The following is a 21,247-nucleotide window of genomic DNA, read 5'->3' on the forward strand; positions in this document are numbered from 1 at the left end:
CGAAAATAAATAATTTTTTTCCCATATTTTGATTCTAACCGATCGGGGCATTCATCTGGGGGAGCAAGGGAGCAAGGGAGCAGCAAGTGGGGTAGTGGGGTAGTGGGGTAGTGGGGAGAATACATAAAAGCTGTCTCGGAGTCTCGGAGTCTCCTGAATAGCTCTGTAAGTTAGGTTTTTTCCTTAGCGAGAATAAAGACGCTGCCCTCGCTGCCGCGGCCGATGCGGAGATCTTCATCGAGATAGGTGATATCGAGCCAACCTGTTTGTTGGCGATTATTGAAAGAAAAATCGAGGGGAGGAAATTTTTTGCCACTTTCGATCGCTTCGATAAATTCTTGGGGAGAATGATAATTGAGAAGACGTTGCAGACCGAGGATCGAGCGCTCAAATTTGACCATTACCCGACGCTCGGATGTGGGTTCAAAGGTAGCGGAGACGATTACTGCCCCTTCTAGCCAAGGTACGCCGATAATTTCGGCGATATTGTAGAGTTTGGCCTTGTTCAGGTCGAGATATTGATAAATTTGCCCTAATTGCAAAAAAGGTAGGCGATCTATTCCCAGAATGTTGCGGCTGCTGGTGAATAGCAAACGCCAATTGCCCCCTAATAGTTGTTTAACTTCGAGGGGATGGGGATGGGGATTGTGATCCTCCAATTGTTCGATCGCCGCTAAAATCCGCACGCGGTCGCTTTCCGTGGCCAGGAGTCCACGATTTCTACCAGCGATCAATTCTAATAATTTCGCTTTGGCATCCATAGAATCTCCCTTATTTTATAAACTACCTCGACCCGCTTGGCGATCGCTCAAGGTTTTTGCTGGTTCCAAGAGGCTCACCCGCGCCGATGATTTCAGGGTTTCAACGGAGTTTTCACCCCAGTGAGCGGCATTTTCAACCGTTGGCCTTATTATTTTAACACAGATTAAATGCCGCAGTTTTAAAACTTTTTCATAACCGTAATTAAGTGATCAAAATAGGGAGTAATTGCGGTTTTTTCTGGGTCTCTAAAATACGCTAAACTGTATGCTTTTAAAGCTTCTAAACCCGAAATCATCGCCCCTAATGGTACTTGCAATTCTTGGTAAAGAAGACGCATATTTTCCAATCCCTCGGCACTGGTATAGGGAATCTGTTGTCCGACGACACCGTAGGTAATACAGCGTAAAAAGTTCCAGAAATCACGCCAACAAGCTTCGGCGCGGTGGGGTGGATAAAGATCGCCCCCGGGTTGAAGAATGGTAGGAAATTGGCTGAAGACAGTCTGACGGGCGTTATCGACGATAAAATTAGCATTACACCATTTTTCTTTATTCGCGTCACAACGAACACCGGCTTGGCAAGCATTCGAGCGTGGATGTCTGTCATGGATTTAGAAATTTGGTATTATCCCGCAGTTTTCGAGCTTGTTGACTAGAAACAAGTAAATCAGGCTCTAAATTGACGATAGTATCTAAATCGCTATCGCTGAGATAGCGATTTTGCTCATCCGCTTGTTGCCAAATAGCGATCGCTGCTTGCTGATAGGGCCAATTAGCGAAACTAATGATTCTCGCTTTTGGGATTAATTGCTGGGCGCGCTCACTCAAAGGCATCGATCGCTCTCCGTTAGGTCAGATTAGGCAGTTAAGATCACTTCTATCATAAATGATCGAAAAATTAGCGATAACTCCAGATTTTTTGAAATCTATCCAAGAGGATCGCTTACAATAAACAAAAGCTAAGTCATTATAATTTGATCATCATGTCAGTTTTAATAGCGATCGGTGTACTTGCCCTATTAATTGTCGTTCACGAATTCGGTCATTTTGCCGCTGCTCGTTGGCAATCTATCCATGTTAATCGCTTTTCCATCGGTTTTGGTCCAGCTTTAGCTAAATATCAAGGTAAAGAAACGGAATACGCCCTCCGCGCCATTCCTTTAGGGGGTTACGTTGGTTTTCCCGATGACGATCCCGATAGTCAAATTCCCAATAACGACCCTGATTTATTACGCAATCGTCCTGTTTTCGATCGAGCTATCGTCATTAGTGCGGGAGTAATTGCTAATTTAATTTTTGCCTATTTTTTGCTTGTTACCCAAGTCGCTACCGTGGGGTTTCCCCAAATTAACTATCAAGAAGGGGTAATTATTCCTGAAGTTTTCACTGCTGAAAATTCCGTCGCTAAACAAGCAGGAATGAAAGCGGGGGATATCGTTCTGGCTATCAATGATCAGCCCCTTGGTGCTTCTCAAAATGCCATTATTGACTTCCGTGACATTATTCAATCTTCCCCCGATCAACCCCTAAAATTAACCATCAAACGCCCGACAGAAACGATCAATTTAATCGTTACTCCTGAATTGGGAAGTGATGGTCAGGGTAAAATTGGGGTTAGATTGGCTCCTAACGGTGAAGAAACTCGCCTGAAAGCCGATAATTTTGGTCAAGCTTTTAGCTTAGGTGCGGGTGAATTTCAACGATTAACCCTATTAACCGTTCAAGGTTTTGGGCAGTTAGTTAGTAACTTCAAAGACAGTGTTCAACAGGTAGCGGGACCAGTTAAAATTGTCGAATACGGAGCCGCAATCGCTCGTAATGATGCGGGTAATCTTTTTCAATTTGCCGCCCTAATTAGTATTAACTTAGCGGTAATTAATATTCTGCCTTTACCTGCTCTTGATGGCGGTCAATTAGTATTTTTATTAATCGAGGCTTTGGTAGGTAAACCTCTCCCAACTAAACTACAAGATAACATCATGCAAACAGGTCTAGTTTTACTCTTAGGATTAGGAGTTTTCTTAATCGTGCGCGACACGGCTAACCTAGCAGTTTTTCAGGATTTATTCCAGTGATGGACTCTCGAAAAAAAACTGAACCTCAACTGCGTGCCCTAGAAATTTTAAGCAACCTAAAGCGATTATATCCAGAGGCAACCTGTAGCTTAAATTATCAAACTCCCGTGCAGTTATTGGTGGCAGTGATTCTCTCGGCACAATGCACTGATGAGCGGGTAAATAAGGTGACTCCTGCTTTATTCGCTCGTTTTCCCGATGCTAAATCCTTAGCTTTTGCCGAGCGAGAGGAGTTAGAAACCCTGATTCGTTCCACGGGATTCTATCGCAATAAAGCTAAAAATATTCAGGGTGCTTGTCAAAAAATCCTCAAGGATTTTCAGGGGGAAGTACCCAAGACAATGGGGGAATTATTAACTTTACCCGGGGTAGCTAGAAAAACGGCTAATGTGGTACTCGCTCACGCTTACGGGATTATTGAGGGGGTGACAGTAGATACCCACGTTAAGCGCTTAAGTAATCGTTTGGGTTTAACTACTAATAACGATCCGGTGAAAATTGAACGGGATTTAATGGCTTTACTACCTCAACCGGATTGGGAAACTTTTTCTATTAGTATTATTTACCACGGCCGGGCGGTTTGTAAAGCAAGAAATCCCGCTTGTTTTTCCTGTCAATTAGCCTCTCTTTGTCCCGCAGCAAACAGTAACCAGTAAACAGTAAACTCACACCTGATAACTGAATCACTGATAACTGATAACTGTAAACTTAAAACTCACACCTGATAACTGGTAACTGAATCACTGATAACTGATAACTGATAACTGATGTGGGGGGCTATAATGGGAAAAAATAGCTCATCCATCAATCTTATGAGTCAAGGATCTCGGCAAGAAATAAAAACCCAAGCAATAATCCTCGCTACCTTTGTGGCGATTTTTTGGCTGTTAGAGATTTTAGATCAATTTGTTTTTCGGGGCAGTTTAGACATTTTCGGGATTATTCCGCATCAAGTCATCGGATTGCGGGGTATTCTTTTCGCACCTTTCCTACACGGTGACTTTCCCCATCTTATCGCTAATACGGTTCCTTTCCTGATTCTCGGTTGGTTGGTGATGTTACAGGAAACCAGTGACTTTTTTATTGTTACCGGCTTGACTATGCTGGTGGGGGGGTTAGGAGTCTGGTTATTTGCTACTCCCGGATCCATTCATATCGGGGCAAGTATCTTGATTTTTGGCTATTTAGGTTTTTTATTACTGCGGGGCTATTTCCAGAGAAATATTCCTTCTATACTCTTGTCAATTCTAGTCTTTTTACTCTACGGTGGCACAATTTGGGGCGTTTTGCCTTCCCGTCCGGGGATTTCTTGGCAAGGACATTTATTTGGTTTCCTAGGCGGGGTTTTAGCCGCCAAATTAATCGCCACCGAAAAGAAACATTATCCCTAAATGGGGGAACCTTCTATCTCGCTACATACTTCATAAAAATCGGTGACAGGCGGTTTCGCAAACAGAGGAGCCATGGATTTCAGCAATAATTCGTGGGCTTCGCTTTTATTTGCCTCCATATCATCGATTTTATCCCAGATGATCACGGCAATTCCTTCGTCGGTTCCGGGTTTTTGCAGCAGAAAAGCCCCCTGGAATCCCGTGGAATAGGTGGAAACGGCCTTTTCGTAGAGTTTTTGGGCTTCGGAAAAACACCCCGGTTTGAATTCACCAATAGCCACATAGGCGTATTTATGTTTGAGAAAATCGAGAAATTCTGGCATGGCAATGAGGGGAAATGGAATAAATCTTTCTTTCTACTCTCATTAAAACTTAGATCGATCGCCCCCTCCGCCCCATCGACATATTTTTTTAACTAAGCTTCCCCAATTGTCTCTTTTTTTGTTAGCTTATATGTAGTCGTTATGAGTTTGTATAAGTTCTATGATCAAAATCGTTGGTATTAATGGCAGTTTACGCCCCGGATCCTATAGTGCGATGGCGTTAGAAGTTGCTATCAGTCGAGTACAGGGGTTAGGGGTAGAAACGGAGATAATTGACCTGAGAAAACTCTCTTTACCCTTCTGTAACGGGGGAGATGACTATTCTGACTATCCCGATGTGGCCAAAATGCAGCAAACGGTTAAATCGGCAGCGGGATTAATTTTGGCGACACCGGAGTATCATGGCAGTGTCAGTGGTGTGATGAAGAATGCCCTAGATTTAATGAGTTTTGAGGAGTTATCGGGAAAGGTTGCCGGATTAATCAGTGTTTTAGGCGGCCAATCCAATAGTAACGCCCTAAATGATTTAAGAATCATTCTCCGTTGGGTTCACGCTTGGGTAATTCCGGAACAAATTGGCTTAGGACAAGCGTGGAAAGTCTTCAACGAAGAAGGAGAAATCCTTGACGAGAAGCTTTCCCAACGTTTTGACGCTTTTGCGCGAAGTTTAGTCGATAATACCCGTAAACTCAACGAGATCTAGTGATATCGATGGTGATTTTACCGGTGAAATGGGGAATTGGAGCGGCAGGTTTCGATAATTGTACTCTTACCTGTCGCACTCGATCGAGTTGTAGGATATCCTCAGCGATAACCGTGGCCAATTTTTCCACTAGGGCAAATTTGCTGGTTTCAATCTGGTGTTTGACAATTTTGATCGCCTGTCGATAATCTAGGGTATCTTCAATCGCGTCACTTTTGCCAGCAATGCTGATATCAAGTTCTAGGGATAAATCCACCTCAAACCATTGACCTAAAACCTGTTCTTCGGCCAGATATCCTGTGTAACCGTAGGCACGAATGCCTGTAAAGTGAATAGTATCCATAGATAGTTAAAGTGAAATACTCTCAAGGTCGTTGAGAGCTTCCTGCTTCAATGGGATGCGCTTTCTACCTCGAAAGATAGCCAGTCTTACCTTCCCGACCCTTGCAGAAGTCCTAGTTCCTAAGACCCATACTTTTTCTTGCAACACGACCCGCCGAAGCTCGGTTATCGCTTAAGGAATAGTGGTCAAGATATGTTCAGGGTAGCACAGTTTTTGAGAATTGTCTATATGTTGGTCAGCATTACAGCAATTCCAAATTTAAGGTTTCATGACATAAAAATCCTTATGACAAGAGGGTTGTACAATTCTTAACATTTGGATTGATCTCTGAAATGGCGCAAAATCGTTCCGAATTTATTTTTGCTGTCAGCATTACAGCAATTCCCAATTCAGAATGTAGCAAATGATACGGAACATCAAACACTTTTGCCAGGTACATCCCAATCCAACATCAAGAAGAATTAACGAGAGCAATAGGGACGGCATCATCGAGCATAAAGTCTAGAAGGTGATGCCAGCTTTCAAACAACAGATACTTGGTCAGACAAATAACGTCTTGAAAAAAGCCCCGGCGAGTTCCTCGCTGAAGCCGAGTCCGTTGATAGCGTTCATCGACCAGATGCAGAACAGTATGGAATAAGAAAGCCAGAAGATTTAGGGTCAGCAGAAAAGAGGCTAAATGTTGCTTGCCATGCCCAAAATTATGCTCTATACTTTGCACGGCTACAACTTGCATTTTTTACTCAAGGACAATAATATAGTTTAAGAGTCATAATTAGAAGCAAAGCACTCATTGAAAACATGATTAACCTAGAATTCACCGAAGAAGAAAAGAACTCACTGTATTATGAAAGATTTCATCATCCTCATCCCCGGGTTCAACTGAAAATGGAAGTTCTCTGGTTAAAGAGCCAAAAGATACCGCACCAAAAAATTTGTCAGTTAGCAGGAATCTCGCCAAATACCTTATTAACTTATCTTCGAGATTATCAAGAAGGCGGAATAGAAAAATTAAAAGAAATCAACTTCTATCGCCCTAAAAGTGAATTAGAGTCTCAAAAAGAAACGCTCAAAAAATACTTCGAGAAAAATCCACCAGCCACAATAAATGAAGCTGTATATAGGATAGAAGAATTGACGGGAATAAAACGAAGTCCTACTCAAGTGAGGAAATTCTTAAAATCAATGGGAATGAAATGTTTAAAAGTAGGTTCTCTTCCTTCTAAAGCTGACCAGGATGAACAAGAAGACTACAAATAAAAAAAGCTAGAACCCAGACTAAATGAGGCAAAAGAAGGAAAAAGGGCTGTTTTTTTTGTTGATGCCGCTCACTTTGTTATGGGAGCTTTTCTCGGTTTTGTTTGGTGTTTTGAGAGACTTTTCGTTAAGTCGCCGAGCGGGCGTAAACGCTTTAATGTTTTGGGAGCATTAAATGCGATAACTCATGAAGTTATTATGGTAACATATGACACTTATATTACAGCAACTCAAGTCTGTGAACTCTGGTCAAAAATAGCTGCTTTAGGACTAATAATTACCATCACTCTAGTATTAGATAATGCCCGCTATCAAAAATGTAAAAGTTGTTGAGGAATTGGCTCTTTTTTGTCAATAGAGCTACTCTATTTGCCGTCTTATTCGCCTAATCTAAATTTAATTGAAAGGCTGTGGAAATTGGTAAAAAAGAAATGTTTGTATGGTAAATATTATGAAAACTTTTCTGACTTTTCTTCAGCTATTTATGAATGTCTGAATGATGCCCATATGAAACATAAAAAAGAACTGGATTCCTTGCTCACTCTACGATTTCAGAAGTTTAATAAATCTCAGATTATGAACGTCTAAAGTATAAATTAAAAAGCTTCTATCCGTCAATAACATCTTGACAGATCACTACATAGGGCTTGCTGAATAAATCTAAAAACCTTGTTGGATAAGGCTTTTAGACTTTTTTGACCTCAAAAAGTGCCGACCATTGGAGGGATCGGGGGTAAAATTCAGGTACTTTTTCCCTAAAAATTAGGTAACTGACTACCTCAAAATCGGTAAAACCCTACACCCCACACCCCACACCCTGCCCCCACCAACAAACTTTTTCAGCAGACCCTACATATCAGGAGAGGCAATAGGCACTCATGCAATAGGCAATAGGGGCAATAGATAATCAGTCTTTAATAACCAGATTTAGGATAATTTTCCTAATAGCTTTAATCGCGTTTGTCAAGCCCTTTTGAGTTATTGTTGATAATTCTTCACCAAATTCAAAATTAATAGCAGGAATAAATATTCCCCAGGCCCTGGGAGTTTGTTGATAAATTGCTTGAGTTAATGCTAATAAAGAAGCGGGACTTTCTGCATGACCTAAATTATTCCATTCGGTAACTGCTGCTAATTTTTCTATCCGGATATCGGTTTGATTAGATAATACCGCATCAACAAAAATAACTAGAGAAGCATCAGCTATATCGGCTGCTAACTCAGGAGTCAATTGATGGGTAGCGATGACTTGCACATTAGGCAAATTCTCCTCGGCAATAATTTCGGCTATTCTCACTCCCACTCCGTCATCATTTCTTAAAGTATTACCGTAACCGATGAGCAGTATTTTAAAATTATTCATGGTTAAATAGAGGAAACAGGAGTTGGAAACTTGACAGTAAGTAACTTTTCCCTAATCAGGTTAACTTGGTTCGGGATTTACTTGGTTGCCATGAAAGACGCTGTAAGCGGGAAAAATTAGTTGAAATACTATAAAAATCTTCGAGATGTTGTTTTAGTTGACGAATTGCCATACTACTATTGCGATTGTCGGCAATTTCTCCACAGAAAGAAACTAAATTTTCTAGGTTAAAGTCAGGAAAATATTGACTTTGATGGCGAGGGATATACTCTTGATTCTCTAGCCAATAAATGGGTTTGCTGAAAAAGCTTTTCCTGGGGGCAGGGTGTGGGGTGTGGGGTGTGGGGTGTGGGGTTTTATCGATTTTCAGGTGGTCAACTACCTAATTTTCAGGGAAAAAGTACCTGAATTTTCCCCCCGATCCCCGCAATGGCTGGCACTTTTTGAGGGGAAAAAAGTCCAAAAGTCTTATCCAACAAGGTTTTTAGATTTATTCAGCAGACCCTAAATATAGAGATTTTTCTGACGATACAACCAAATTTCAGGCACTTGATAAGGCAGATAATCATCCACATTCGAGTAACTGGTGACATCAATTTCTAATACTAAATCGGGAGGAGGATCATTTACCCAGTCAATTCTGGCTTTCCCTGCTATAGCCGGCCAATGGTCAATATAAAAACTATAATCTGGTTCAATACCACTTGTTTCTGGTAATTCCATGGTTACGGGAGTAAAAGCCTCGTACTCACGCCCCAGATAATCCAATAAGGTGATGATAATATTAGCAATTAAATGGGCATCACGTCCATGCTTAGGAAGTGGAGACATAAGCAAGACTTCTCCATTGTGATATTTGATTTTAGGCTGAGAATTGTCGCCCCTTTGCCGAGACAAAGTTTGATAATCTAGCCAAGTGGCAGGTAATCTCACTAAGGACCCCGCCGGTAGCTCGATTTTATCTAGTGAAACTAAGGCAAACATGGCGCAAGGTTGCAGGTAAATGATCAGAAACGCTGTAAAATAAGTATAGGATATCTTCGATGCTCTCGATGCACAGCTTAACCTAATCGATAAATTAACTGAGTCTGGTAAGAAAACTTAAGCCTTGATAGTAGTTTCTTGATGAGCCAAAAATTATGCTATCGACTAACACAGTTTCCCCCCATATTATTCCCCCTCTCAAAAATGGCGATAGATTAACTCGTCCTGAATTCGAGCGCCGTTATCAAGCAATGACACAGCTAAAAAAAGCTGAATTAATCGCAGGAGTTGTTTATATGGCAGCCGCGGTGAGAGCCAAAAACCACGGTAAACCCCACGCTAATATTATCGGTTGGTTAACTGCCTACGAAGTGGCGACACCGGGAGTAGAAACACTGGATAATACTACTGTGCGACTGGATGGGGATAATCAACCACAACCAGATGCTTTATTAAGAATAGAAACCGGTGGACAATCAAGCATTAGTGAAGATGATTATGTAGAAGGCGCGCCGGAATTAATCGTGGAAATTGCCGCTTCTACTGCTTCCTACGATTTACACGAAAAACTCAAAGTTTATCGTCGCCAGGGAGTGCAAGAGTATATTATCTGGCGAGTTTATGACGTTCAATTAGATTGGTTTGGTTTAACTGATGGGGAATATTTGCCCCTAGAATCAAATCAAAATAACATCTTTTGTTCTCAAGTATTTCCTGGATTATGGCTGAATAAAAATGCTTTATTATCGGGTAATTTAGCCGAAGTTTTGGCAGTGTTACAGCAAGGAATAGCTAGTGAACAACACCAAAATTTTTGTCAAACTTTGGCTAATAAATAACCAGGATAAACTTGATTTTTTTCTTAGTTGCCTAGGGATGGCTCAGAAAGATTAGCTGATTTTTCTTGCCAATCTTGACCGATTTTAATCGTCACATCAGAAGCGAGATTCCCCGTACTTTCCACCAAAACTTCCCCGACACCAAGGCTATTATGCAGGGCAGCAGCCAGGGAATTATCCCCTTTTTGAGCAATAATTTTGGTAGTTTCTAGAATTGGCGATGAAGACTTAGAGACAAAAACATTTTCATAACCAAACGAGCGCAGATATCTGACTAGAGCTTGCACCGCTTCTGGATTATCGATGCTATCTTCCACAGCTATGCGAGTCGGTTGCGTGGTTTCTTCGATGTCAGCCATAAAAGAGCCGTGGTTAAAATGTTGAGCCACTAGCTCTTGAATTTTACTTTGATTGGGCAACCAATAACTGATCCCTTGCCGACCATCACCATTAAAGTCTCCTGGTAGCAGTAGCATTTGCACATCAGCGCGCTGAGTTTTGGAGGCAAAGCCAGCTAGGGCGAGTAACTCCTCTAAACTGAGATTAGTATCGATATGATTGCGGATAACCTCGATAATATCGGGAATTTTCAATAAAGTTGCTGGTTTTAGGGTTTGTTCTACTAAAGACCGCATTAATTGCTGTTGTCGTTGGATACGACCGATATCGCCGTTAGCATCGTAACGAAAACGGGCAAACTGGAGGAATTTCTCGCCGTTGAGGTGTTGTTCCCCTTTTTTCAGGTCAATGTAGAGGTGTTGACTAAAATCTTTATACTTCATGTCTTTGGGAACATATACCGTCACCCCCCCCAAAGCATCAATTAATTTTTCCACACCCTGCACATTAATGCGAATATAGCGATCGATAGCCACTCCGTCCAAAAGATGACTAACCGTTTCCGCCGTTAAAGCAGGTCCACCGAGGGCGTTAGCTTCATTGATTTTTTTCTCCCCGTAACCCTCGATATCGGTGCGGGTATCCCGGGGGATGGAAAGCATGGTTAACTTCTGTCTTTGGGGGTCAAAACGCAGTAACAGCATGGTATCGGTTAAACCATCCAAGGAATTAACCGGGGCATGATAACCCAGATCTGGGGTTTGTGCTTCCTTGACATCGGATGTCAACACTTTCGCGCCAACTACCAGAATATTAACGGGGCGGTTGAGGGCGGGAAGTTGCAGATTTTGATAGGATATCGCCTGCTGATTGTTAAAAGCGGCGGCTTCTTGGGGACTAAGAGCAGCTTGTCGCAAAGGTGTGGAGGAGAGAGACACAGCCAACATAGCCCCCGCCGTAGCGGAAACTAGGGCGCAGCCAGTTAAGCCTAGGGCTGTCAGGAACCATTTACCCGACAATCGCCGCTTTTTAACAGGTTTAGCTGCTAATTTGCTTGATTTTCCGCTTTTAAGCCTTGATTTCCTCTTATTAACCACAAATTGCCTCACACAGTCACTAATTATCTCCCTAAAACCATATTTTAAAGGGATGAACTATTTGTTTTCTCAGATACCCGGAAAAGATCATTAAACTAATCGGGTTTTTTAGAGAGTTAGCAGATAATATAGCAGAATTTTTCCTTATAGTTCTTCTGCATGGCAATTTTGTCGAAATATCTAGGGTTTGTTTCGTGGGAGTGGGGAATGGGGAAGTGGGGAAGTGGGAAGTGGGGAAGTGGGAAGTGGGAAGTGGGAAGTGGGAAGTGGGGAAGTGGGGAAATTGAACTAAAACCCCAAAACCCCAAAACCCCAAAACCCCAACCCCCAACACCTAAAACCTGTCTCGGAGTCTGGGAGTCTCCTATCTCCTCATTGGCTGATTTTTTTGTGCAGAAATAACTTTTGTGGTCGATTAAATAACCAATTGATCAACCAACCGTCGGTTTTTTGCAGACGATAACCGCTACTTGAGTACAGTGACTGGGCCGCTAGATTATTATCGAGAACATGGAGGGAAAGTTCCTCAAAACCCCATTCTCTAGCGATCTGTTCACACTTGAGCAGCAATCTCCGGGCCAGACCGGCACGCCGGCGATCGGGACTAACGGCTAAATTAGAGATATAAGGAATGGGAACAGCTAAAAAAGAACTGGATTTTAAGGCGATTTCCGCCGTAGCAACAATAATTTCCTGAGGACCCGTGACGGTGACGCTGGTTTGACTGACTACCAGACAGTGATAGTAAGGGGTATCGGCGCGCAATCGTCCCCGTAAGTCCTCGTAAATGCCTAATTTAAAGATAGGACGCAGAAAAGACCAATAATTGGCCGTGGGGAAAAAACTATCGGTGAGAATTTCCGCCAAGCTTTTGAGATCTTGGCTTTGGGCCAAACGCACCTCGACGGTAATGGCGGCATTGTCACCGGTCGCTTCCGAGTCGGAGGGATTAGACAATAGGTATGAGATAAAACAGGAGTCCACTTTAATCACAGGAGTCGGCAGGGAAGGTGGGGATGGCAGTCCTTATCTGGGAAAGGTAAATAGGGGTGGGATTTAGTTGGGAGAATCAAGCATCTATCTTAAGGAGAAGACCGCAATTTTTCAAGACTACTGAATCAAAATCTCATCCATTCTACTGCCTATAGCCCCAGTTGGGGGAAAGACCGCTATTTTTCGGGAATTTTTTTTGATCGCCGGGCCATGGTTAAGATGGGACGATGCCGGTCAGAACTAATTTCTTTCTTTTTGGGTCAATTAACTATATTCTTTAATCTAATCTATCCTCCTACCCCCTCTATGATCAAGGAAATTTCCGCCTATTTACAAGTGTTCCGCAGTCAAAAAATGGCGGCTTTGTTATTCTTAGGTTTCGCTTCTGGATTGCCCTTGTTGCTCACCAGTCGCACCCTGCAAGCTTGGATGACCACCGAAGAAGTTCCTCTGGAATCGATCGGTTTATTTAGTTTATTCGCTCTCCCCTACTCTCTCAAATTTCTTTGGTCTCCCTTACTCGATCGCTATGTTCCTCCTTTTCTTGGTCGTCGTCGCGGTTGGATTTTAATCGCTCAAATTTGTTTAACTTTAGCGATTGGTTTTATGGCCTTTCAACAACCAAAACAATCTTTGGAATTATTGGCAATTAATGCTCTACTGATCGCTTTTTTTAGTGCCAGCCAAGATATTGCCTACGATGCCTATCGCACAGATATTTTAGAAAAATGGGAGATGGGTGCTGGGGTAGCGATCGGGGTTTTAGGTTATCGTTTGGCTTTAATTCTAACCGGTTCGATCGCTTTAATTTTAGCCGATCACTTTCCCTGGCCTCTCGTCTATCTTTTCCTAGCTGGATTGATGGCTTTAACGATTATTTGGTCTTTTTTCGCCCCAGCTACTCCCCCTAGAGATGATACTCCTCAAACCCTTTTAGAGGCGGTTTGGTTGCCTTTCCAAGAGTTTTTTCAACGCTATCGATTAGGTCAAGGAATCGGTATTCTCGCCTTTATCGTTCTCTATCGTTTAGGGGATGCTTTAGTTAATAATATGGTGACTCCTTTTCTCTTAAAAACTGGTTTCAGTCAAACCGATATCGGGGCGATCCAAGGGGGCATGGGCATGATAGCAACTATGGTGGGAGTTTTATTAGGTGGTTCCCTGTTAAGTCGTTGGGGAATTAATCGATCGCTCTGGATTTTTGGCGGCTTGCAAGCTATTAGTAATTTAGCCTATTTTACTTTAGCAAATTTAGGGCAAAATTATCCTTTTATGGTCTTGGCTATTAATATTGAAAACTTCTGCGGTGGCTTAGTCACTGCCGCTTTTGTGGCTTTTTTAATGAGTCTTTGCAATGCTCGTTTTACCGCTACTCAGTACGCCCTCTTATCAAGTTTAATGGCCTTTAGTCGCGATATTTTGGTGGCTCCCGCCGGAGTTTTAGCTGAGGCGATCGGTTGGCAATGGTTCTTTTTAATCACAGTAATTGCCGCTTTACCCGGGTTAGCTTTATTGCCTTTATTTGCTCCTTGGCAAGAGGACAATTGAGCTAATTGATGATTTATTCCTCCGATTTCACTCGCATAACTACTAAAGTCATATCGTCACTACTGTCATTTCCTAAACCGGTAAAAGCGGCCACTTTTCCAAATAAATATTCTAGAATCTGTTCGGGATCGGTGTACTGTTGACAGGCTTCTTTAACTGCCGATAGCCAATTTTTCTGATCAAATCTTTCCCCTTTCGAGTTAACTGCATCGGTAAAGCCATCGGTATAATAAATCAGCGTATCTCCCGCTTCTAATTGCACTTGGGCATCGTCATAGATAGAATCGGCCTCTAAACCAACTAATGTCCCTTCCGTGTCGAGAGACTCTAACTCTCCCGTTTTGGCCCGCCACCAGAGGGTGGGATAATGGGCAGCATTACTGTAGCCAAGACGGCGCGTCAGGGGATCATACTCGGAATAAAATAATGTCACGAAACGATGAGAATTATCGAGATCGGCATACATAACCCGATTGAGATGACGCAAAATCTGGGCCGGGGAGTGACGATTTAACACTTCCGCTCGCAACATTCCCCGGGTCATGGTCATCAATAATCCTGCTGGGACACCTTTTCCCATGACATCACCGATGACTATACTCCAAGGAGCGGCACTGGCTTCCCTTTCCGCCTCCGTTGCCGGTTTAAATTGATCGTAGTTGCAGGGGATAAAATCATAATAGTCGCCACCAACGCGATTAGCCGTTTGGCAGTGGGCTGCCAATTCTACCCCCTGAATTTTCGGACATTGCCGAGGTAAAAGACGATTTTGGATTTCGGCAGCGATTTCTAACTCTCGATCCTGACGTTCCTTAGAACGTAATTCGATCGTTAATTCATTATTAGCTATAGCCACCGCCGTTTGATCGGCCACTAGCTGCAACAGTTTACGACGGGTGGGTGTCCAACCATAATCGGGATCGCGACTGAAAACGTATAAACGCCCCCGCTCACTATTTTTTACCAAAACAGGTGTACTATAAACCTGCGTACCCTGTCCGAGAGTTTGCCGGATTTTATGGTCGAGACTATCGAGAAGCGATCGATTATTTTTATTCTCAAGTGCCGGTTCTTGGTTTAATTGTCGGATAATTGCCTCTAATTGTCGGCGTAGTTCCCCATTAATTTGATTATCTTGGCAATGGAGTTGATCGAGCGCCACTTGACCGTTATTTTTGCTCAAAATCAATGCCCCTCCCTCCGCGTCTGCCACTCGTGCGGCCATCAAGGGGGTAAGATCGAGGAATTGGTTTAAATTATTGAAACTCCGCAGGGCAAAACCGAGGGAACTTAAGAGATTTTGAACTTTGTTTTGTTCGCGATATAAACTAGCGACCAACTCTTTTAAGGCTAAAATTGGCTTGATATCGGTACTGTGATCGCCCATATTGACGGTGGGAGTGGTGAGGGTGTCGCTCGGTTCCGGCTCAGAAAGCATAAAATGATCTTTGTGGCGGTGACATGATTATAGCTAGATGGTCATTGGGTTATGACCTGTTTAAGTCTAACAGTATAGTTGATCTTTTTCTGACTGCCACAATTTAACCCTGATGTTTTACTATTTCCGTTTTTTGACGCTCCCCGTCTAAAGAGACGGGGATTCTTCGTTCATTGAGTCTCCGTTAGCAAGCAGGATTTCTCCAACCAACCAAGAGGGAATCTCTCCCGAAGCGTTTAAAGTTTGCGTGCGCCCCACGCTACTTAATCCCTTTTGCAAGATGTTTAAAGCGGCGTTTCTATCTCGACAATCTGTATATCCACAATGAGGACAAACATGGGTTCGAGTAGATAGCGACTTTTGGACTTTTTGTCCACAATTAGAACAATTTTGAGACGTATTATGAGGTGAGACAGCTATAGTTAACTTGCCGTATTTGTCCCCAAAATACTCTAGCCATTGCCTAAAAACAGACCATCCTGCATCGGTTATCGACTTCGCTAAATGACGATTTTTGACCATGCCTTTGATATTCAAGTTTTCATAGACGATTAAGTCGTTAGACTTAACTAAACGGAGTGCCACACTCTTGACAAACTCTTCTCGTTGCCTACTTACTCTTAAATGTTTCCGAGCATATCGCTTTCTAGCTTTGTGATAATTACGAGATTGTTTTTTACCCTTACGGTATTTCTTTGACTTTTTTTTATTTAATCGGTTTAGTTGTTTTGGTTCTTCGGTTTGTGTTATGCAATGGACGGGAGTTATAAGGGGTGAAACCCTTATATAGAAAGACATTGCTTCGATTTTTGCCAATTGTTTTCAATCTAGAACGAGCTAATCAATTAAGTCTCTTGCCATATAAGGATTTAGTCGATTTATGCCCCCCTATCGAACCATAACAAGTAACGAAGAGCCGTTGTTTTTCAGCTTTTCGATAGTAGTTCGGACAATCAATTTGATGGCCTTCGCTATCTACTAAGAAAAACTTTAATCCCACATCAATCCCAGTGGCTTTCTGGGAAGGTGTTAAAGGCTTAACCCTGTCTCTGGGGTCTAATTTAAGGCAAAACTGCACATAATAACCATCGGCACGATTAAGGATTCTTACCCGTTTAATCTGGTCTGGTTGATAGTAATTAATATCTCTAGAACCAATCAGTTTAAGAGTACCAATACCTTTTTTGTCTGTAAAGGTAATATGACGTTTATTAGCTGATAGCTTCCATCCAGATACTTTATACTCAACAGAACGGGAATGTTTTTTAAACTTAGGGTAGCCTTTCTTTCCTTTAACTTTATTTTGGCAATTATCGTAAAACCGAGTAATTGCCCGCAAGGTTCTTTCTACGGCAGTCTGGCAAGCATGGGAGTTTAAATCATCAACAAATTTAAACTCTTTCCTTAATGCTGTGTTGTATCGAAATAACTCTGTTTTGCCAACACCCCGATTATCCATCCAATAACGCAGAACTTTATTCCGAACAAATTGAGTTGTCCGTATTGCTTCGTTAATGGCTTCTATCTGATTAGGTTTTGGCTTAACCTTGTATTCTAGTACAAACATTTTGATACTGCTTGACTGAGTATCAATATCTTAACACAAAATTCTTTAAGTTGACAATACATATTTATTTAAAGCCGCCCGACCCTGCGCGGGCATGGCGGGGCTTGTACCCAAATTTTCGGTCACACCGAAGTCTAGGGCTGATAACCTGACCTTATAATAATTAGAAGTATTTAACTTGATCCACTGACTTTATGACCTTGCCTCTCGATGTTCCCACGGCGATTAATCAACGTCGTTCTATTAAAAATTTTACTACCGCTCCGATCGCCCCAGAACTGCTGAAAACCCTGGTAGAATTAACCGTTGCCGCACCTAGTAGTTTCAACATCCAAGATTGGCGAATTATTTTAGTACAGGATGAGGCACAAAAGGCCGCTTTAGCCGAGGCCGCTTGGGGACAAAAGCAAATTATCCAAGCGCCGGTTACTTTTGTTTTCGCTGCCGATGCTGCCGCAGGAGGGGGAGAGCTAACTCCTATCTATGAACAGGCTCTCAGTACGGGTGCCTGGAGCGAAGGCACGGTAAAATATTTTCAACAGGCAATCCCGGGATTTCAAAAGAATTTAGGCGAAAAAACCCGGGAATACGCGATTAAAGATGCCATGATCGCCGCTACTCATCTGGTTTTGGCTGCCGAAAGTCTCGGTTTATCTAGTTGTTTTCTCAACGGTTGGATTGAGGACAAGGTAAAAGCTGTCATTGGTGCTGCCGATCATCCCCATCTGGCGATCGCTGTTGTCGTTCCCATCGGTTACGCGGCGGAACCACGGCTTAATCCGGGGCGTTTACCCTTAGATTACAATGTTTTTGTGGATCGCTTGGGTAATCCCTATCAAATCTAAACTTTAGCGATGACTTTCTCTCCCTCAGCTTGGTTAACGCCCTTTTTTAACACTCCCCTTTGGCGCGCTGGGGGAGTGTCGATCACTCTTGGTTGGACTATTGGTATTCTTGTACTGTTTATTCTTGTCACCTGTCTGACGATCGCTTTTAAAAGTTTACTAAAAAATCGTCTGCTGAAAAGTATCGGTTTTGGTAAGATATCCCTGTTGTTTTCAGGGATGAGAAGATGTGGACTTCCAAACCCCCTCATACTCCCAGTCAAACCAAAATTTAAGTTATACTTCATCTATTTTAGCTTTTAAGAGCAGGCTAGGGAAAAATCCTAAAATCCGAAAGAATAACCGATTTTTAGCTTTAATTGACTTTGATCATTGCCATTAGTGGCAATATCTCCCTCGATACCCCAATCGATCACACCTTGGCGATTAATTTGCTGACGAATTCCCATACCAGTGCGAATTAAAACGCCACCATTACTATTATCGCCGGTAATTACGCCCAATTCTGCTAAAAAAGTGCGATCAAAACGTTTCGGATAACCAATCGGTCGCGAATAACCGAGAATTGCTGCCGGGGAAAAAGCTCGATCGCCGTTATCGGGGTCAGTGTTTATGTTTAAATCGAGATTAAGATGCACGCGATCGAATTGACCAACAGTTTTACTAGCAATTCCCCGCAGACGAAAATCTAATCCCCTAGCATTATTTCCCGTCGGTAATCCTAAATCGGTACGAATGGCAAAAGCGGGAACATTATCGTATTCTCGATTGAAATTATAGAAAAAACCTACAGATAAATTTCCCACATCAAAATCCGTATCATCACTATTAACTCGTCCTCCCACTTGCGGATCGATGCCGATAATAATGTGACCATTGCGAATAATACCGTTGAGGTATTCAATATCAAACTCACCCCCAAGATTACTATTTTCAGGAAAGACTAGACTTCCTCCAAATTCTATTGATTGTTCCCCAAAACCAATACTTTCAGCATCATCAAAAGAAAGGGGACGACCAGAATCCAGATTATTATGATCGTTGGCAAAAACTGGATTAGTAAAACTAACGACTAAACTCACAGCAATTAATAAAAATCTTCTCATTTTTTGGGTTCCTCTTGATGATTGCTGTCGTCAGGTTTTTTCTCCGTATTAGGAGGGTTTTCCGGAGAGTGATTTTCGTGGTTATGGTGTTGGTGATCTCCTCCCTCATCTCCCTGAGAATTATCAGGTTTTTTCTCAGAATTATGAGGATTGTCGTGATTATGACCTTCGTGAGAAATATCTGCTGGCATTAATCCCATCCCCGGAATTCCTGACTGAAAACGATGATCGTGTAGTCCTTCACCACCATAATTTTTTCCTGCTGCCATTTCTTGATGATTAGCAGCCATTACTAACCAAATAGCGCGGGTGATTTGTTCGTCTTTTTGTTGGGGAGTTAGCCAATCTGATGCCAGAATATCATTAACCATATCGTGCAACATATGCAGGTTATCGAAGGTGTTAGATATCTGAGGAAAACGTCGGGCAAACTTGGGACTAAGTTCGGCAAACATCGGCATAAAAGCTCGATCGGTGCGATACAATTCCTGACTATGGTATTGTTTTCCTACCTGTTTATAAGCTTGTTTTTGTTCTTCTAGCGTCTTCTCATAGAGCAAGTCATACATTGTTCCTTGTAACCAATGGTAGCCCCAAAATAAGCCATTAACTTTCGGATATTTCTGGCGAAAGGCTTTAGAATAAGGCTGGGAATCCAGATAACCCATATTCATGGGTAATCCCGTAATCGCATAGGGAACTTTTGTCAAGTAAAATTGATATAATTTCTCAATTTCCGCCTCTTTTTCCTTGTTGGTTAATTTGCTGCTGGCTAAAACATCAACGGTTTGAGCATGGAAAATATGCGCCCAATCGAAAACCTGTTCTAAAACACCGTATTTTCTGCCAAAAGTTGGGGAAATATTACCCTCGTCGGGCATAAATTTAGGCGGATTTTTTAAAACCCAATTAATTGTTTGGTATGTCTTAGTTTCTAAATCTTTCGCTTTTCCCGTTACGATATCTTCGTAAGCAAAGGCATGACCAACAGCGATCGCATTCAAGTCTAAAGCTAAATCTCTGACATTATAAATTGCATTGTTATAAACCCCTCTTTGGGGATAAATATGATTACGTTGCTTGTTATACATCCAAGCTGGTATATTGTCAGGAATTGCTTGTAAAGTCTGAGTTTGAGGTGAATCAAGATGTAAATGTTGAGCAATTACAGGAGTAGAAATAAGTGCTACAGTTACCAATACAATCAACTTTTTCATGATAGTTAAACCTTGAGATTAGGGCAAATAAATTGATCGTCTTTTACAGGTGTATCCGTCCATTCTTGCAGGGTTTCGGTTAATTGTTGACGCAATAAAAGCAATTGTTCCACTTGTTGATCGATCTCAGCAATATGTTTAATTAATTTTTCCTGAATATCTCCACAGGGTAACTCACCATGGTCATGAATTACTAAACATTCGCGGATCTCTTGCAGACTTAAACCCAAAGATTGCAATCTTTTGACAAACAGCAAGCGATGGACAGTATCGGGAGTAAATAGGCGAAATTGTCCCTCTGTCCTCTCAGGGGACTGAATTAGTCCTAATTCCTCGTAATAACGAATCGTTTTAATTGAAACACCACTTTCTAGGGAAAGTTGACCGATTCTGAGCATTATTTTTGCTCCTTAATCCTATCGTTACCCTATTATAAAATCTCCCCCTGACTGGAGAATCAAGGGGGGGGGGAAAGAAATATTTTTTTAACTGACTTTACACTCAACTCCAAAACCGACCAAGAGAACTTTTTCCAAGGGTTCCCCCTCCTTGGGACGTTGATAGTTAATAATTTTGCGAATTCGCAGGTCTGGATTGATTAAAGTAATTGAATCCACGGAAACACTGCGAGTATAATTGGTGGTCATTAATAACTCTCTGGTAGTGGAATCAAAGCGAAAAGCAGAGATAATTGGTCTTGCTTCTTCGTAGGCGCGATCACGAAGATAATCCCCTTCTAAATAACCGTTATTTTCTGCTTTAACCACAAATAAAAGATTAAGATTTTGTCGCACTTCTTCCCCTTTTTCCGAGATGGTATAGAAACCTAAATTAAACCCGGGGATACTTTCTAAATCCGCAATATCAGGATAGTTATTATCTGTCAGAACTTTCTGTTTAATCTCCCTAGTCAGGGGTTGAATGAGGAATTCAGTACGGGAACGTTCCACTTCTTGATCGGCTAGATAATGATAGGTTCTTTCCGTTTGCCAACTACCGACACAATAGACAAAAAATTGCTGAAAAACTTCGGTATTCATAGAGTTAATTCTCCTCTT

Annotated in this window: 19 protein-coding genes and 6 pseudogenes; 9 read left to right on the plus strand and 16 right to left on the minus strand. The window is 42.0% G+C overall.

The window, feature by feature from the left end; all coding sequences use genetic code 11:
- Nucleotides 1–170 precede the first annotated feature (170 nt).
- Together MAE_RS01280 and MAE_RS35975 are read right to left on the minus strand one after the other, a co-directional pair.
- Nucleotides 171–761 (minus strand): PAP/fibrillin family protein, encoded by a 591-nt coding sequence (locus tag MAE_RS01280; RefSeq protein WP_002797657.1) that lies wholly within the window; start codon nt 759–761, stop codon nt 171–173.
- 179 nt (nt 762–940) lie between these two features.
- A pseudogene (locus MAE_RS35975) lies at nt 941–1,595 on the minus strand (phycobilisome protein).
- A gap of 149 nt (nt 1,596–1,744) precedes the next feature.
- On the opposite strand from MAE_RS35975, the gene rseP reads away from it, so the two are divergent.
- The 3 genes from rseP (at nt 1,745) to MAE_RS01300 (ending at nt 4,227) form a co-directional block, all read left to right on the plus strand.
- On the plus strand, nt 1,745–2,836 hold the full coding sequence (gene rseP, locus MAE_RS01290; RefSeq protein ID WP_012263982.1) for an RIP metalloprotease RseP: 1,092 nt from the start codon (nt 1,745–1,747) through the stop codon (nt 2,834–2,836).
- On the plus strand, nt 2,836–3,492 hold the full coding sequence (nth, locus tag MAE_RS01295) for an endonuclease III (RefSeq protein ID WP_012263983.1): 657 nt from the start codon (nt 2,836–2,838) through the stop codon (nt 3,490–3,492). The genes rseP and nth overlap by 1 nt, the downstream gene beginning before the upstream one ends.
- Before the next feature lie 126 nt (nt 3,493–3,618).
- Nucleotides 3,619–4,227 carry a rhomboid family intramembrane serine protease gene (locus MAE_RS01300; protein ID WP_002795707.1) on the plus strand — a complete coding sequence of 203 codons (609 nt, stop codon included), beginning with the start codon at nt 3,619–3,621 and terminating at the stop codon, nt 4,225–4,227.
- Here the strand turns inward: MAE_RS01300 and MAE_RS01305 are convergent.
- The gene (locus tag MAE_RS01305) at nt 4,224–4,550 is read right to left on the minus strand and encodes an antibiotic biosynthesis monooxygenase family protein (protein ID WP_002759792.1); all 327 of its coding nucleotides are present in this window, start codon (nt 4,548–4,550) and stop codon (nt 4,224–4,226) included. The two genes, MAE_RS01300 and MAE_RS01305, sit on opposite strands and share 4 nt — an antisense overlap.
- Before the next feature lie 160 nt (nt 4,551–4,710).
- Here MAE_RS01305 and MAE_RS01310 point away from each other — a divergent pair, with 160 nt between their 5' ends.
- The gene (locus tag MAE_RS01310; protein ID WP_002795706.1) at nt 4,711–5,253 is read left to right on the plus strand and encodes an NADPH-dependent FMN reductase; all 543 of its coding nucleotides are present in this window, start codon (nt 4,711–4,713) and stop codon (nt 5,251–5,253) included.
- Here the strand turns inward: MAE_RS01310 and folB are convergent.
- Complete coding sequence (gene folB, locus MAE_RS01315; protein WP_002795705.1) at nt 5,240–5,596, minus strand: dihydroneopterin aldolase; 357 nt, start codon at nt 5,594–5,596, stop codon at nt 5,240–5,242. The two genes, MAE_RS01310 and folB, sit on opposite strands and share 14 nt — an antisense overlap.
- Before the next feature lie 451 nt (nt 5,597–6,047).
- Nucleotides 6,048–6,311, minus strand: a pseudogene (locus MAE_RS28175) (ISNCY family transposase); the annotation flags it as partial.
- An 86-nt stretch (nt 6,312–6,397) separates the two neighbouring features.
- On the opposite strand from MAE_RS28175, the pseudogene MAE_RS01325 reads away from it, so the two are divergent.
- Nucleotides 6,398–7,441 (plus strand): annotated as a pseudogene (locus MAE_RS01325) (IS630 family transposase).
- 319 nt (nt 7,442–7,760) lie between these two features.
- Here the strand turns inward: MAE_RS01325 and MAE_RS01330 are convergent.
- Together MAE_RS01330 and MAE_RS01345 are read right to left on the minus strand one after the other, a co-directional pair.
- Entirely contained in the window at nt 7,761–8,216 is a 456-nt protein-coding gene (locus MAE_RS01330) for a hydrogenase maturation protease (RefSeq protein WP_002797663.1), read from the minus strand.
- Nucleotides 8,217–8,723: 507 nt separating this feature from the next.
- Nucleotides 8,724–9,200 (minus strand): annotated as a pseudogene (locus MAE_RS01345) (Uma2 family endonuclease); the annotation flags it as partial.
- A 155-nt stretch (nt 9,201–9,355) separates the two neighbouring features.
- Between MAE_RS01345 and MAE_RS01350 the strand changes: the two are divergent.
- Nucleotides 9,356–10,039 carry a Uma2 family endonuclease gene (locus tag MAE_RS01350; protein ID WP_012263991.1) on the plus strand — a complete coding sequence of 228 codons (684 nt, stop codon included), beginning with the start codon at nt 9,356–9,358 and terminating at the stop codon, nt 10,037–10,039.
- A gap of 23 nt (nt 10,040–10,062) precedes the next feature.
- Here MAE_RS01350 and MAE_RS01355 read toward each other — a convergent pair whose 3' ends face one another.
- The gene (locus tag MAE_RS01355; protein ID WP_012263992.1) at nt 10,063–11,475 is read right to left on the minus strand and encodes an LCP family protein; all 1,413 of its coding nucleotides are present in this window, start codon (nt 11,473–11,475) and stop codon (nt 10,063–10,065) included.
- 159 nt (nt 11,476–11,634) lie between these two features.
- On the opposite strand from MAE_RS01355, the gene MAE_RS01360 reads away from it, so the two are divergent.
- The gene (locus tag MAE_RS01360; protein WP_041803631.1) at nt 11,635–11,877 is read left to right on the plus strand and encodes a hypothetical protein; all 243 of its coding nucleotides are present in this window, start codon (nt 11,635–11,637) and stop codon (nt 11,875–11,877) included.
- On the opposite strand, the gene MAE_RS01365 is transcribed toward MAE_RS01360, so the two are convergent.
- Entirely contained in the window at nt 11,848–12,468 is a 621-nt protein-coding gene (locus MAE_RS01365) for a GNAT family N-acetyltransferase (RefSeq protein WP_041803632.1), read from the minus strand. The genes MAE_RS01360 and MAE_RS01365 overlap by 30 nt on opposite strands.
- A gap of 306 nt (nt 12,469–12,774) precedes the next feature.
- On the opposite strand from MAE_RS01365, the gene MAE_RS01370 reads away from it, so the two are divergent.
- Nucleotides 12,775–14,016, plus strand: a complete 1,242-nt coding sequence (locus MAE_RS01370; protein WP_012263995.1) for an AmpG family muropeptide MFS transporter — start codon at nt 12,775–12,777, stop codon at nt 14,014–14,016.
- A gap of 13 nt (nt 14,017–14,029) precedes the next feature.
- Here MAE_RS01370 and MAE_RS01375 read toward each other — a convergent pair whose 3' ends face one another.
- The 3 genes and pseudogenes from MAE_RS01375 to MAE_RS01385 form a co-directional block, all read right to left on the minus strand.
- On the minus strand, nt 14,030–15,454 hold the full coding sequence (locus MAE_RS01375; protein WP_012263996.1) for a PP2C family protein-serine/threonine phosphatase: 1,425 nt from the start codon (nt 15,452–15,454) through the stop codon (nt 14,030–14,032).
- 147 nt (nt 15,455–15,601) lie between these two features.
- Nucleotides 15,602–16,183: pseudogene (locus MAE_RS01380) on the minus strand (RNA-guided endonuclease InsQ/TnpB family protein); the annotation flags it as partial.
- A gap of 196 nt (nt 16,184–16,379) precedes the next feature.
- Nucleotides 16,380–17,021 (minus strand): annotated as a pseudogene (locus MAE_RS01385) (RNA-guided endonuclease InsQ/TnpB family protein); the annotation flags it as partial.
- 194 nt (nt 17,022–17,215) lie between these two features.
- Between MAE_RS01385 and MAE_RS01390 the strand changes: the two are divergent.
- Nucleotides 17,216–17,866, plus strand: a complete 651-nt coding sequence (locus MAE_RS01390; protein WP_002797673.1) for a nitroreductase family protein — start codon at nt 17,216–17,218, stop codon at nt 17,864–17,866.
- 323 nt (nt 17,867–18,189) lie between these two features.
- Here the strand turns inward: MAE_RS01390 and MAE_RS01400 are convergent, their stop codons facing one another.
- From MAE_RS01400 to MAE_RS01415, 4 genes are all read right to left on the minus strand, one after another.
- Nucleotides 18,190–18,972, minus strand: coding sequence for a transporter (locus MAE_RS01400; protein ID WP_012264000.1), 783 nt, complete (start codon nt 18,970–18,972; stop codon nt 18,190–18,192).
- Entirely contained in the window at nt 18,969–20,189 is a 1,221-nt protein-coding gene (locus MAE_RS01405; RefSeq protein ID WP_012264001.1) for a hypothetical protein, read from the minus strand. The genes MAE_RS01400 and MAE_RS01405 overlap by 4 nt, the downstream gene beginning before the upstream one ends.
- Nucleotides 20,190–20,194: 5 nt before the next feature.
- Nucleotides 20,195–20,587 carry a MerR family transcriptional regulator gene (locus MAE_RS01410; protein ID WP_002797683.1) on the minus strand — a complete coding sequence of 131 codons (393 nt, stop codon included), beginning with the start codon at nt 20,585–20,587 and terminating at the stop codon, nt 20,195–20,197.
- 87 nt (nt 20,588–20,674) lie between these two features.
- Nucleotides 20,675–21,229, minus strand: a complete 555-nt coding sequence (locus MAE_RS01415; protein ID WP_002797685.1) for a phycobiliprotein lyase — start codon at nt 21,227–21,229, stop codon at nt 20,675–20,677.
- Nucleotides 21,230–21,247 lie beyond the last annotated feature (18 nt).

Source organism: Microcystis aeruginosa NIES-843 (assembly GCF_000010625.1).
GTDB classification, from domain to species: domain Bacteria; phylum Cyanobacteriota; class Cyanobacteriia; order Cyanobacteriales; family Microcystaceae; genus Microcystis; species Microcystis aeruginosa.

Bases quoted from the DNA above. Each gene is read 5' to 3' on its own strand.
- MAE_RS01280 (WP_002797657.1), bottom strand. From the start codon at position 761: ATGGATGCCAAAGCGAAATTATTAGAATTGATCGCTGGTAGAAATCGT.
- rseP (WP_012263982.1), top strand. From the start codon at position 1,745: ATGTCAGTTTTAATAGCGATCGGTGTACTTGCCCTATTAATTGTCGTT.
- nth (WP_012263983.1), top strand. From the start codon at position 2,836: ATGGACTCTCGAAAAAAAACTGAACCTCAACTGCGTGCCCTAGAAATT.
- MAE_RS01300 (WP_002795707.1), top strand. From the start codon at position 3,619: ATGGGAAAAAATAGCTCATCCATCAATCTTATGAGTCAAGGATCTCGG.
- MAE_RS01305 (WP_002759792.1), bottom strand. From the start codon at position 4,550: ATGCCAGAATTTCTCGATTTTCTCAAACATAAATACGCCTATGTGGCT.
- MAE_RS01310 (WP_002795706.1), top strand. From the start codon at position 4,711: ATGATCAAAATCGTTGGTATTAATGGCAGTTTACGCCCCGGATCCTAT.
- folB (WP_002795705.1), bottom strand. From the start codon at position 5,596: ATGGATACTATTCACTTTACAGGCATTCGTGCCTACGGTTACACAGGA.
- MAE_RS01330 (WP_002797663.1), bottom strand. From the start codon at position 8,216: ATGAATAATTTTAAAATACTGCTCATCGGTTACGGTAATACTTTAAGA.
- MAE_RS01350 (WP_012263991.1), top strand. From the start codon at position 9,356: ATGCTATCGACTAACACAGTTTCCCCCCATATTATTCCCCCTCTCAAA.
- MAE_RS01360 (WP_041803631.1), top strand. From the start codon at position 11,635: ATGGCAATTTTGTCGAAATATCTAGGGTTTGTTTCGTGGGAGTGGGGA.
- MAE_RS01370 (WP_012263995.1), top strand. From the start codon at position 12,775: ATGATCAAGGAAATTTCCGCCTATTTACAAGTGTTCCGCAGTCAAAAA.
- MAE_RS01375 (WP_012263996.1), bottom strand. From the start codon at position 15,454: ATGCTTTCTGAGCCGGAACCGAGCGACACCCTCACCACTCCCACCGTC.
- MAE_RS01390 (WP_002797673.1), top strand. From the start codon at position 17,216: ATGACCTTGCCTCTCGATGTTCCCACGGCGATTAATCAACGTCGTTCT.
- MAE_RS01400 (WP_012264000.1), bottom strand. From the start codon at position 18,972: ATGAGAAGATTTTTATTAATTGCTGTGAGTTTAGTCGTTAGTTTTACT.
- MAE_RS01405 (WP_012264001.1), bottom strand. From the start codon at position 20,189: ATGAAAAAGTTGATTGTATTGGTAACTGTAGCACTTATTTCTACTCCT.
- MAE_RS01410 (WP_002797683.1), bottom strand. From the start codon at position 20,587: ATGCTCAGAATCGGTCAACTTTCCCTAGAAAGTGGTGTTTCAATTAAA.
- MAE_RS01415 (WP_002797685.1), bottom strand. From the start codon at position 21,229: ATGAATACCGAAGTTTTTCAGCAATTTTTTGTCTATTGTGTCGGTAGT.